Source organism: Kistimonas scapharcae (assembly GCF_039540975.1).
GTDB lineage: Bacteria > Pseudomonadota > Gammaproteobacteria > Pseudomonadales > Endozoicomonadaceae > Kistimonas > Kistimonas scapharcae.
In genome coordinates this window covers 1-12,114 of sequence record NZ_BAABFL010000388.1, presented here as the reverse complement: position 1 = coordinate 12,114, position 12,114 = coordinate 1, and the positions used below count along the sequence as shown (strand labels likewise).

Annotated in this window: 9 protein-coding genes; 6 read left to right on the top strand and 3 right to left on the bottom strand. The window is 52.3% G+C overall.

Translation table 11 applies throughout. The annotated features are described in order from the left end of the window. Window positions 1–162 precede the first annotated feature (162 nt). The 6 genes from ABD892_RS14305 to ABD892_RS14280 all read left to right on the top strand — a co-directional run bounded on the left by ABD892_RS14305 (window position 163) and on the right by ABD892_RS14280 (window position 6,656). The gene (locus ABD892_RS14305; RefSeq protein WP_345196516.1) at window positions 163–876 is read left to right on the top strand and encodes a cupin domain-containing protein; all 714 of its coding nucleotides are present in this window, start codon (window positions 163–165) and stop codon (window positions 874–876) included. Beyond that, complete coding sequence (locus ABD892_RS14300) at window positions 845–1,969, top strand: metal-dependent hydrolase (RefSeq protein WP_345196515.1); 1,125 nt, start codon at window positions 845–847, stop codon at window positions 1,967–1,969. Before ABD892_RS14305 ends, ABD892_RS14300 begins: the two co-directional genes overlap by 32 nt. Before the next feature lie 186 nt (window positions 1,970–2,155). Continuing rightward, on the top strand, window positions 2,156–3,181 hold the full coding sequence (locus ABD892_RS14295) for a Rossmann-fold NAD(P)-binding domain-containing protein (RefSeq protein ID WP_345196514.1): 1,026 nt from the start codon (window positions 2,156–2,158) through the stop codon (window positions 3,179–3,181). 70 nt (window positions 3,182–3,251) lie between these two features. After that, the gene (gene aguA / locus ABD892_RS14290) at window positions 3,252–4,346 is read left to right on the top strand and encodes an agmatine deiminase (RefSeq protein WP_345196512.1); all 1,095 of its coding nucleotides are present in this window, start codon (window positions 3,252–3,254) and stop codon (window positions 4,344–4,346) included. 72 nt (window positions 4,347–4,418) lie between these two features. Further along, window positions 4,419–5,816 (top strand): APC family permease, encoded by a 1,398-nt coding sequence (locus ABD892_RS14285; protein ID WP_345196511.1) that lies wholly within the window; start codon window positions 4,419–4,421, stop codon window positions 5,814–5,816. Window positions 5,817–5,894: 78 nt separating this feature from the next. Next, a complete protein-coding gene (locus ABD892_RS14280; RefSeq protein ID WP_345196510.1) occupies window positions 5,895–6,656 on the top strand; it encodes a hypothetical protein in 762 nt (253 codons plus the stop codon). 25 nt (window positions 6,657–6,681) lie between these two features. On the opposite strand, the gene ABD892_RS14275 is transcribed toward ABD892_RS14280, so the two are convergent. From ABD892_RS14275 to ABD892_RS14265, 3 genes are all read right to left on the bottom strand, one after another. Further along, window positions 6,682–7,578: a LysR substrate-binding domain-containing protein gene (locus ABD892_RS14275; protein WP_345196508.1), complete on the bottom strand. Its 897-nt coding sequence runs from the start codon at window positions 7,576–7,578 to the stop codon at window positions 6,682–6,684. A 152-nt stretch (window positions 7,579–7,730) separates the two neighbouring features. Further along, the gene (locus ABD892_RS14270) at window positions 7,731–9,767 is read right to left on the bottom strand and encodes a leukocidin family pore-forming toxin (RefSeq protein WP_345196507.1); all 2,037 of its coding nucleotides are present in this window, start codon (window positions 9,765–9,767) and stop codon (window positions 7,731–7,733) included. A gap of 216 nt (window positions 9,768–9,983) precedes the next feature. Continuing rightward, window positions 9,984–12,023 (bottom strand): leukocidin family pore-forming toxin, encoded by a 2,040-nt coding sequence (locus ABD892_RS14265; protein WP_345196505.1) that lies wholly within the window; start codon window positions 12,021–12,023, stop codon window positions 9,984–9,986. Window positions 12,024–12,114 lie beyond the last annotated feature (91 nt).

The window sequence follows — 12,114 nt, the reverse complement described above, 5'->3', positions numbered from 1 at the left end:
TTTTGCCTGAAGAGCACAGGGGACGCTCTCTTCATTCAATTTAGCCTTACTTCTTCAGATCGTTAAGCGGGAGTTAAGGATATCGGAAAAAATGCACTATTTCGGCTATACAGTGTTATTAGATTAATCTGCATTAATACTCTATATGTCAGGAGATTTGTTTTGCCCGTCATCCGCAAACGGACAAACAGCGTTAAGGTATTCTTAAGATTAGTTTCAGTAATGTTGGGGCTGGTTGTATTTCCATTCGGTGTGAGTGCTACTGATAACTCGGATGCGATCAAGACTCAGTTTTCAGAAGTGGTATCTCATCTCATTACTAAAGGCGTCAACAAGGATGTTTCCGGCAGGGCAATACCCCAATGGGTGTGGCGACATCTTGGAGAAAACCTGAAAGCTTCCACAATTCACTTTTCCAGCCTTTATACTACTGACTGTAGTAAGACCTATCAGAGAATTGTCATCTTTCGAAGCGATGATTACCCTGAGTTCAGAAATAAAACCGTGCCATTTGCGATCGTTGCGATTGTCCTGTGTCCTGGGCAGAAAACCGTCACCCATGATCATAATGTGGAATGTGGCCCTTTACTGGTTAACGGTGAAATAACTGAGATGTATGGTTATACCGATTATTTGGTGAATACCGGCACCAAGATCGCCATACTGGATAAACAGCGAAAACTTGAACAATATCATCCCATTCAATATTTTTTACCCGATCAGGACAATACACATCGTCTTCAGGAGGCATCGGGTGATAAACCGGCTATAGCATTAAATCTGTATGTGGATGCACAGGGAAACAGTATTAAGGATAGGTTTCCCAACCTGTTAAGAATTGATAATGGGAGCGGGGCAGAATGGTGGCTGGAGTAATGCTGCTCCTGTTGCTGTTGTAATAGAGGAAGCCATTTATTACATGGATTCAGTCAGTCAGGCATTACTGGGCGCTGCCCTTGGTGGTGCGGTGGCAGGACGCCGATATGGTCGTAAGGCGTTCCTGTGGGGAGCGGTTCTTGGCACATTGCCGGATCTCGATAACCTGATTCGCTGGGGTGATGCGGTCAGTGATATGACCAAACATCGCGGTTTCTCTCACTCCCTGTTGTTTTTGACCCCTTTATCAATCGTACTGGCTACTGCCGTGTATCGATGGTTCTCATCGGTCAGGCCGGGTTTTCTGCGTTTGTGGCTGATGATCTGGCTGTGCCTGATTACCCACCCATTGTTGGATGCTTTCACCACTTATGGCACCCAACTGTTCTGGCCGTGGCCTTCGCAGCCGGTTGCCCTATCCTCAATATTTATCATTGACCCGTTGTATACCTTGCCGTTATTGGTCGGGGTGCTTATATGCCTGTGCAAATGGGGAGCCCCCCATGCTTTGCGATGGAATTCGGCAGGGCTACTGTTAAGTGCCGGTTATCTGGTGCTGTCTCTCGTGGCAAAAGGCGTGATCCATGAACGGCTGGATACGACGTTGGCTGCCGAGGGATTAAGCGGCAAGCCGGTGTTCAGTGCGCCTACACCGTTCAATATCGTGCTCTGGCGAGTGATGGTGCTGGATGGTGATCATTATTATGAAGGTCTTGCCTCACTGCTGGATGATCAGACCGATATTCAGCTTATTCAGTTTCCAGGTAAATCCGTTGCTGATGCGCCGGAACTGGCGTCGCTGGATCGTCTGAACTGGTTCACCGGTGGTTTTTACAGCCTCAATGAAACACAAGGCCATTTGATCGCCACCGATTTGCGTCTAGGTGTTCATGCCATCCATCCATTTCGTTTTCTGGTGGCTGAAAGAGATGCCAATGGTGTCTGGCAACCGGTGAATCCTGAGTTGAAAGGAAGCCTTGTTCCGCGATCACTCTCCGGTTTCCCCCGTTTGTGGGAACGGTTGCAGGGTGAGACGACGCTGGATGTCTGTACGGTGTCTATTGGCAGGTCATGTGACTCTGGCTTGTTATAGACGTCACCAATTGTCGCGGGTTGTGTTTTGATAACGATGCAACCTGTTAAGAAAAACTTACAACCCCGTCAGTTAATCGAAATTTTTTCTTTTCTTCCTCTGCAATAACGTAGCTCCCGAAGCGAACAAAACACCGATGAGCCACTTCGGTTCATCGGCAGACAACAGAAAACGGGAGCGTGAAACATGCGTCATTTCCTTGATACCTGGGACTGGTCCGTCGACGAACTCAAGAACATGATCGACCTGGCTTTCCTGCTGAAGCGCCTGGATAAGCAGGGTGCCTGCCCTGAGCTGTTGAAAGGGGTTTCCCTCGGCATGATCTTCGCTGAGCAGTCTACCCGGACCCGGGTGTCCTTTGAGGTAGCTCTCGAAAAGCTGGGAGGTCATGCTCTGTATCTCCGGCCTGGTGAAATCCACCTCGGCACAGGCTATGAAGGTAACTACGATACGGCAAAAGTGCTGTCCCGTTTTCTGGATTGCGTGTTGATTCGGGATCTCGACCATGACAGCGTGATGAGTTATGCGAAGTATTCCGATGTCCCCGTCATCAACGCCATGACCGCCTACCTCCATCCCTGCCAGGCCATGTGTGACCTGATGACCGTGATGGAACATAAACCCAAGGACAAAGACCTTAAGGATGTCACCCTGTTCTGGATTGGACCGACCGATGTGGAGGAAACCGGTGCCAACGCGGTTTCCCAGTTATTCCCGCGACTGGGCATGTCGGTCATTTATGCGTCACCGGAAGGCTATACCCTGACAGACGAAGAGGCTGAACCTTCCATGCGTGCCGCAGAAGAGGGGATGGGACGCTTTATCCGCACGATGGAACCGGAAAAATACATCGACGAGGCCGACTTCGTGTACACCGGCTGTCTCTACTATCCCGGTTATTTCGAAGAACAGAAAGAAGAACGGATGAAACTGTTCATCCCCCGCTACCACGTCAACATGGACCTGATGAAAAAGGCGCAGCCCCATGCCAAGTTCATGCACTACCTGCCGGCACTGCGGGATGTGGATGTGACCAGTGAAGTAATGGACAGCGATTATTCCATTGTCTTCGATCAGGCTGAAAACCGTCTTTACAGTGAAATGGCCATCCTGTGCACCTTGCTTTATCCGGGTCTGAAACAGGCTTCAGAAGATCTTAAGCGTCATGGCAAGGCAGAAGCGGAAGCCTTGCTCAGCCGCTGCCTCTCCTGATGCAAAGCGTGCCGGTGATGCCATGCTTGGGATCACCGGCCATTGTCGATTCTGTTTCGGAGCGTGAAACATGGCAAAGGTACGCACAACCACCAGTAAGGTGGACGGATTCCGGATGCCCGGGGAGCACGAACCCCAGGAAGCGGTCTGGATCGCCTGGCCGGAACGGCCGGACAGCTGGCGCTGGGGCGCCAAACCGGCACAGTCGGCTTTTGTCGAGGTGGCAAAAGTGATCGCTGAGGAAACCCAGGTCAATATGATCGTTTCCGCCGGGCAATATGATAATGCCCGGCAACAGCTGCCGCCGCATATCCGGGTCGTGGAAATGAGTACCAATGACAGCTGGATGCGGGATATGGGCCCGTCCTATGTCGTCAATGATGAAGGTGAGCGACGCGGTGTCGATTGGCAGTTCAACGCCTGGGGCGGCTTGCTGGATGGCCTCTATTTCCCCTGGGATGCGGACGACGCCATTGCCCGCAAGGTGTGCGAGTTCCATGGTGACGACAGTTACCGTGCACCGCTGGTGCTGGAAGGAGGCTCTATACACGTCGATGGTGAAGGGACAGCCTTTACGACAGAGGAGTGCTTACTGGATCCCAGCCGCAATCCGGATCTGTCCAAGGCAGACATAGAGCAGTACCTGAAAGATTACCTGAATGTGGACAAGGTGATCTGGTTACCCCATGGCCTGTATAACGACATCGATACCAACGGACATGTGGATAACCTGATGCACGTGGCGCGTCCCGGTGAGGTAGTGCTGTCATGGTGCGATGATCCGGAAGATCCCCAGTATGCCATCTCGAGGGAAGCGCTGGCGGTGCTGGACAATACGACAGATGCCAAAGGACGAAAACTGAAAATCTACAAGCTGCCAGTGCCGGGGCCGCTGTATATCCGTGATGATGAAGCGGATGGCTTTGATGTGTGTGAAGGCATGGAGCGATCCAGTGGTGTCAGGCTGGCGGGCAGTTACGCCAACTTCCTGATCACCAACCGGCGGATTGTGTTCCCGCTGCTGTGTGAGAAACGGGACGCTGAGGCACAGGCGATGCTGCAGGATATCTTCCCGGGCTATGACATCGTGGGTGTTCCGGCGCGTGAGATTCTCCTTGGCGGCGGCAATATCCATTGCATTACACAACAGGTGCCCGCGCTTTGAGACAATATGCCTGATGTGCAGGGAAGCACACCGGAACCATAACAATGCTTGTTGACCCCGGGGGGTAGCAACATGAGTACATCCAAGAAGTCCGGCCTGGGTCTGGTCGGCATTATCTTTTTCATCCTGTCTGGTTTGATTGGTATTGATGGCCTGACGGCCTCTGCGGCGGTTGGCCCATCAGTGTTTGGCTGGTGGGTGCTGATCCTGCTGTGCTTTGTACTGCCTTATGTTCTGATCGTCTGTGAGCTGGGTTCCGCATTCCCGGGGGAGGGCGGCGTGTATGACTGGACGCTGCTCGGGCTTGGTGAACGTAATGCCGCCCGGGTCGGCTGGTATTACTGGATCAACGTACCGCTGTGGATGCCGTCGGTTTACCTGATCTGTGCCGGTATGATCGCGGAGCTGTTTTTCCCCGGCATGAGTACCTGGGGCATGATTGCTATTGCTCTCGTGATGGTCTGGATCACTATTTTCACCGCCAATGCCTCTCTGGATATCGGGAACCTGATCAACACGCTGGGCGGTTTATCGAAAGTCCTTGTGTTGCTGGCTATGGCTGTCGGTGGTCTGTTTTATATTGGTGATCATGGGGCCGCGAATGAACTGACATTGTCCAGTATGATGCCGTCCATGGATGCGTCATTCATGTATGCGCCCACGCTCATCTATATGCTGATAGGTGCTGAAACCATTGCCTGCATGGGCTCAAGCATTCGTAACCCTCAGCGGGATTTGCCATTGGGCATTATGCTGGCCATGGGCATCATTGTATTGCTGTACTGGGCGGCCATCTCTTCCATGATGACAGCCTTGCCGCTGGAAGAACTCTCCCTGGTGGGCGGCATTGTACAGACATTCAATGTCCTTTTTGGCGACAGTAATATGGGGACGTTGTTGACCATCACACTGTCTCTGGTCGCCATATTTGGTCTGTTCACATACCTGATCCCCTGGATCATGGCAGCCTCCCGTGCGGCGATGGAAGCGGCCAACAACCATGAAATGCCGGCGATCTTTGCCAGGAAGAACGCTCATGGCGCACCGCAGGGCGCGAACATGATGACCGGCTATGTCGCGACAGTGGCGCTGGTGCTTTATGGTTTCATGGCAGGTAACGCTGATGACCTGTTCTGGTCCCTGTTTGCCTTTGCGAACTTCCTGTTGTTTATCACCTACTTTTTCTTCTTTGGCGCTTTCGTAAAACTGCGTCAGAAAGAGCCGAATGCGGTGCGGCCTTTCCGGGTTCCCTGTGGTGATCGTATGGCGGTACTGGTGGCGCTGTTGCCAGCGGTCGTCCTGCTCTTTGGCTGTGTGCTGTTCGTCTTTCCTGATATTTTGGGGGGCGATATCGACTGGGCATATTCTGGCCCTACAGTGATCGGCATTGTTGCAGCGATGATCTTTATTGAGGTGTCCATCACTCGACTGAAGCAGGGGAGTGGCTCAGAGACGGCAACAGCCGTTTGATATCACGTTTATAAGCCCTTGGCCTCGTTAGCTCTGGTCAGATAACGGGGCCGTGGTAAACCGGGAACCTGTTAAGGTTTGGTTAAGATTCAGCTGCTTATAGTCGCCCGCCTGACCGGTTTGATCCATTCCCGCTGCTTGTTGGTGGAATATCAGAACCCGTCACACTTAACCATTACGACAACATTGATCGGGTTTACGATGCCACTGACCAGACACCTGAGCCTGCCGCTAGTTTCTGTCCTTTTGCTTTTTACTGCTTCTTCTGTTTTTGCGATGTCGATGGAAGATCAGGCCATACAACTTCGTCAGGAAGCCAAGACGCTGGTGAAAAAAGTCCGCCAGTATGAAGAGGGTTCGATCAATCGCAAGCAGGTTAAACAGCAGATCAAGGTAATGCGCGATACCCTGGCCATGCTGGAAGCCTCTGCCGGGGTGAAGAACAAGGAAAACAGCGCCAAAAACAATATTAAAAAATGGGATGGCCGTTATACCGTTCGGGACGTTTCACCCAGAACCAGCTCCTGGGGGAAGCGCACCCGGCGCAGCATTGTCGTTGATACCAGCCAGCCGCTGGTCGGTGTGGAACTGTATGCACAGACCGCCAGTTTTCGATCCAGTGACTTTTATGACTTGCAGGTGGAGTTCAAAAACGGCAAGAAGCTGATCATCAATGGTGAGATCGGTCATTTGAATGGCATGCGTCATGACGGCGATATGCTGTTAAAACTGGCAGACTTTGATTCACCCAGAAGGGTCAAACAGATCACGTTGTATACCAGCCAGAAACTGGATTGGGCGCAGGTACGCGGTAAGGTACCGAGAAGTTATATTCAGTAAATCAATCCGGTCACCGCAACAGTCTTCATTCGGGTTGAGGAATAGCGTATTCCTTCAGGATCCAGTCATGAAGTTGCCGGATCAACGGACGCTGGTAACCGGACTGGTGACAGACCACGTAATAGCTGGCGCAGGGAATGGTTTCCTCAAACAAAGGAACCAGCAACCCCTGTGCCAGTTCCGCTTTGCAGAAGACCGGGTCTGCAATAATTACCCCTTCCCCGGCAACCGCCGCTTCAATGGTCAGGCAGAAATCTTCATAAACCGTGCCTCTTTCACCGGTAATAGACGTGACGTTGTTACTTTGCAGCCAGTTGATCCAGGTCGTGCGATCTTCACTGTGCAGCAGATGGAAAGGGTGAAGGTCATCAGGCGTCTGAACCGGCGCCATACGCGTCAGCATTGAAGGACTGCAGGCCGGAAAACCGTCCAGATCCATCAGGTGGCTCATGTGGATCTTTCGCCAGGCAGGTGGACGGCGGTAATGGATCACCAGGTCAGTCGTTTGAGGCAGTCGGGCCGGAAGCTGGTGATTGGTGATCAGCTCAATGTCGACTTGATTCAGGGCTGAGCGAAGACGTTGTATCTGACCTCTCAGGCAACGGGCGGCAAACGTCGGTTCGCAGTGAATGACCAGACGATCCGCCGGCGCCTGCTGCAGGAGAGCCATGCTGGCCTCAAGGATATGATCCAGTGCGTGGGTACAGGCTGGCAGCAGTTGGCGTCCCTGTGCTGTGAGTAAAATGCGTCCCGCCGTGCGTGTAAACAGATCCAGGCCAAACCAGCTTTCCAGATGACTGATCTGCTGGCTCAGTGCACTGTGGGATACACACAACTCTTCTGCCGCCCGCCCCAGATGTTCATGACGGGCAACCGCTTCAAAGGCTTTTATTGCATTCAGAGGCGGGAGTTTACGGCGCATGGCATCAGGGAGTCTTAACCGGTATGAGACGATGCTAACAGGACGAACCAGCGATGAGAACGTGCCGTAGTCACAGAAGAATCGTTGTATTGATATACAACAAACGTTGCCTTTATCCGCATCAGCTTCCGGTGCCGATGCGGAAGGTGTCTTTAGTAAATGTTCAACGCATCCATGGCTTCAACGCGGTGAATGTAGTTTTTCCAGTCGCTGTAGACTGAAGGGTTGTCACTGACCACCGGCTTGCCATTCACCAGTGCCAGTTTCTTGCCCAGTTCGTTGATCAGATTGTCGTCTTCCCAGCGCCATTTCTGACGTGCTGAGGCATCACAGCGGCGAACGACCAGCGTGTTGTCCTGAGCCACCTCAAGGCAGCGGTCAGGAGCCACTTTGGACCGGTAGCGCTGCTCATCATCAATGCCCCACAGCTGGTTGTTGCGGTAATGACAGCGGTAGACACCCACCGGTGCACCATCGGTTGTCGAGCTGGCTGTGACATCCAGGCACAGGCCGTCAGCGCTGTCATAACGGAAGGGTTCAATGGATACCGGCACTTCGGGATCAAAGACAGGGGAGTCCCAGTTGACCTGCATATTTTTCCTGAAGGTATACTGTGTGCCTTTGTAGCCGCCCGGTACATAGGTCTGATACAGGGCGGAGTAAACAACCTTGCCTCCCAGGGCAACAACCGTAATGTGGTTTTCAAGCGTCAACTGTGATGTCCCGCGCTTGTTTGCCGGCGCACGGAACGTTGCACTCATTCCGGGTTTGAAATTCGCGTGGGCGACCGCCGTGAATTCAGAGTTTTTCCACAGCCAGTCGCTGCCCCAGAGCGGCTGTGTCACATGGGTTACCCAGTCCTTATGGTGCTGGTCGTATTTCCGGTCCCACAGCCAGGAGGCCCGGTCACCACTGCCTGAGGCGGATGAGGTGTTCTCAACGGTGTATTCGTGCACTTCATATTCGACGGTCCGGTTGCTGGTATAGGAAAAGTTGGCACTGACATTCCCTCCTGCCTTGGGACCTTCCTTGCCGACCTCCGCGTTGGCCTCCGCTGCGACACCTACCGTGAAACCGGTTTCCTCACTGATGGTCTTATGCCGTGGTGTGTTGTCAGGTGTGTGCTGGTACAGGCGCAGTGCCGGATCATTGCTGCGAATATTCGTACCGTATTTCAGTGCAATAGGGCCGAACCAGGTGTCCCGGTTGGTCCAGGACTGGAACCAGGTGTGCTTGTGGGTGGGCGCTTTCGCAAGATGCCAGCCTGCGCCCCCGGATTGCTGTGGGTTCAGGGTCAACCGTACAAACTTGGCATCGTCGGCATTATGGTCACCGCCACCGGAATAGGGGGTCGAACGGATCAGGTCGATGTTGTAGAACAGGGAAACAGACATCTTGCCGTTACAGGCATCAATGGTTTCACTGCTCCAGTCCCACCCATCGACTTTTTTTCCGACCATGCAGCGGTTACCGACAAAGCGGAATTCCAGGGGGATGGTGGTTTCCGGCGTGAAGGGCGGCTGCTTTTCAGCCGAGGCTGTGCCGGCCTTTCGCAGGCGACGGTGATCAGAGGTTTCGTCACCGATAAACCATTCACTCAACAACTCATCAATCTCGTCTGCCAGCAACGTGAGCTGGGTATCGGAGATCTGGTGGGCCGGATTCATGATCACGCTGGCCTCATGCTTCGATGAGGCAAACTCTTCCTGTTCAGAGGTAATACTGAGTACCCGGTATTCCGGCATACCGTTTCGCTGGCGAACCAGGATGACCGGATCACTCAGGCCGATGCCTGCGATACTGGCACTGATCCGCCGTTGTTTGTCTGCATCGTTACTGGTGGTGCCATCAATCAGGATGGGGACACCGGCGGAGAGCGCATCCCGGGCTTGTGTCAGCTCGTCCTTGCTGATTGGCAGGCTGGCATTGACGACCAGAAGGCTGACCCTGTGCCAATCGGTCGTCGTGTTGCCGGCAGGCTGTGCTATCCAGCCACGGTTCTGGAGAACGCTCAGAGAAAGATCCGGCAAGGCACCAATGGTTACGATAATGAGGGAATGGGACGAGAGCAGTGTTGCACTATGAGAGCTTGCCTGTGCGCAGAACGGTTGGAAAAGTGGCAGGCTACAGGCTGCCACTGCAAAGGAAAGCGATGTCAGGCGCGTGATGCTATTTTTTCCATGTATCATGTTCTTACCTATGAACGTGCAAGGAGAGGATGCTATATGGAGAGAGCGGCATGGTCTGCCGAGTAAGGACGGCATAAGAACAAAACACGTTTTATTTCTTATGCCATTCGTGAAAGGGAACCCCCCCCCCCAGATTCAGCCATGTTTCATCGAGGAGATGGGGGCTTCTGGGGCTGTCAATTGGGAGTATGATTGCAGTGTCGTCATACACCGACGTTACATATGCTTTCCTACTTCAGCTGCATTTGCAGCATTGGGTAAACGCACATAGTTTGCCCAGTCACTGCGAATATCATTGTCCCCTCCTTTTCTAACAACTGGCTTGCCTTTAAAAACTGTCAGTCGTTTACCACGTCCTTCCAGTTCACTGATGAGTTTATCGCCTTCCCAGCGCCATTTTTGTCGGGCAGATGCATCACAGGATTGGATAATCACGCTATTATCGCGTCCTACTTCCAGGCACCATCCTGGATAATATTTGGATTGGTAGCGATTCATATCATCCCACCCCCATAATTGATCAAGGCTGTTTTCACCTTTGCACGCCAGCAGCACGACCTCTGCTTCACCTGGCAGAACCGAGAGGCATAGACCATCCGGGCTATCAATGCGGAAGGGTTCCAGTCTTACCGGTACTTCTGGCGTGAATACTGGTGCATCCCAATTGACGGCAAGCTTCTTCGTTAACCTTGTTCGTGTTCCTCCACTGTATCCGTAACCCGAGTACCCCGCAGAATAGTAGCACTGGTATAAGCCGGCATAGACAACCATCCCTGATAGCGCCACCGGCGCAATGGTGTTACTGATCGTGAGATTCGAGTAGCCGGTTTTACTGCTGGGCACATAGAAACTCGTACTCATGCCTGGCACGAAGCTGGAGTAAGAGGCGGCGGTAAATTCAGCCCTTTTCCAAAAGGGTCTATCGTCTGTCAGGTTTAATGTTTTTGAGCATTCATAATCACGGGTGCGCCAGAATTGATTGTATAGGTCGTATTTTCTATCCCATACCCATTTGGCAACAGGGCCTGTATCTGTGCGTTCAGAGTGATTTTCGACCGTATACTCATTAACATCGTACTCTACCCAACGGGTGCTGGTGCTTGAGTAGTTTACGCTCAGTTTCCCGGAAGCCTTAGGGCCTGAATCCCCGACCTCCAGACCAAAGTCTGCAGCCACACCGATAGTGGAAGAGTTGACGTCTTTGATATGGGAATTTTTTGGGGTGTTTTTGGGAATGTTGTCTAACAGCTGCATATCCGGATCAAAGCTTTCAATCATAGACTCATAGAATAAGACGGTAGGTCCAAACCATGTTGTTCGATTAGCGTTGCTTTGGAACCAGGTGTTTTTTTCTGTTGGCTCGGTGCCGAGGCGCCAGCCTGACCCGCTACCTGATTTTGGGTCAAGGGTAATGCGTACAAATTTTCCGTCTACACTACTGGTGCTGCCTTCTGTGCCATCTCCTGAGCGTGGCAGAGAACGAAAAAAATCCACGGTATACGACAGGGCAACATTCATTTGCTGATTGCAGGGATCCACTCTGTCTGTCCATTCATACTCCATGTTGCCAGCACCAAAGCGTCTGACTTCTTTGCCTACCTCACAGGATAAATTCGTCATGTTGAACGTGACCAGCATCGAGGCTATCGGTCTGTATGGCTGGCTTGTTCTTGAGGTTTTGGCTGCTCTGGCACGAGCGCTATGAACTGCCCAGTGATCCAGGCAGCCGTTAATGTTATCAACGGCAATCGCTGGCAGTGTGGCATTCAATGCCGTGGTATTACCGGGAGAAAATTGGGGCGTGTCGGGTGTAATGTCAAAAATCTGGTATTCAGGCATTCCTCCACTGTATCGGAGCAGGACAATGGGATCGGACATACCGAGGCCGCCAATCGCCGTGCTGGCTTTGCTTTGTTTGTTTTCATCCTGGTGGGATGTCCCGTCAATCAGGATTGGTACACCGGCGTAGAAAGCGGATTCAGCCAGCTGAAGTTCATCCTGAGTTAATGTGTCTGAATTGACGACCAGCAGCTGGACTGTTTTCCAGGCGATATCCTGCCCCGCAAATGCCGTTGACGGTGTTACTGACCAGTTGCGACTTTCGGTCAGTTGGTGCGCTAAGTCACTCACCGCGCCAATGGTGATGGCACTGAGGGTTTGGTTCTGTATGTTCTCGTTAATTGATATAACCTCTGCAGAGGCTATATCAGGTAGATAATTGGGCAGGTTAGCGGAAAGTACTAGAAATACAGGCAAGGATACAGCACGAAAGTGATGTAGTGGTTCTCCTTAAATCCCGCTTAACCTTGGGAATGTGAGCAAGCTGGCCGTACTTTTGGCAACAGAG

Bases quoted from the DNA above. Each gene is read 5' to 3' on its own strand.
- ABD892_RS14285 (WP_345196511.1), top strand. From the start codon at position 4,419: ATGAGTACATCCAAGAAGTCCGGCCTGGGTCTGGTCGGCATTATCTTT.
- ABD892_RS14300 (WP_345196515.1), top strand. From the start codon at position 845: ATGGGAGCGGGGCAGAATGGTGGCTGGAGTAATGCTGCTCCTGTTGCT.
- aguA (WP_345196512.1), top strand. From the start codon at position 3,252: ATGGCAAAGGTACGCACAACCACCAGTAAGGTGGACGGATTCCGGATG.
- ABD892_RS14275 (WP_345196508.1), bottom strand. From the start codon at position 7,578: ATGCGCCGTAAACTCCCGCCTCTGAATGCAATAAAAGCCTTTGAAGCG.
- ABD892_RS14295 (WP_345196514.1), top strand. From the start codon at position 2,156: ATGCGTCATTTCCTTGATACCTGGGACTGGTCCGTCGACGAACTCAAG.
- ABD892_RS14270 (WP_345196507.1), bottom strand. From the start codon at position 9,767: ATGATACATGGAAAAAATAGCATCACGCGCCTGACATCGCTTTCCTTT.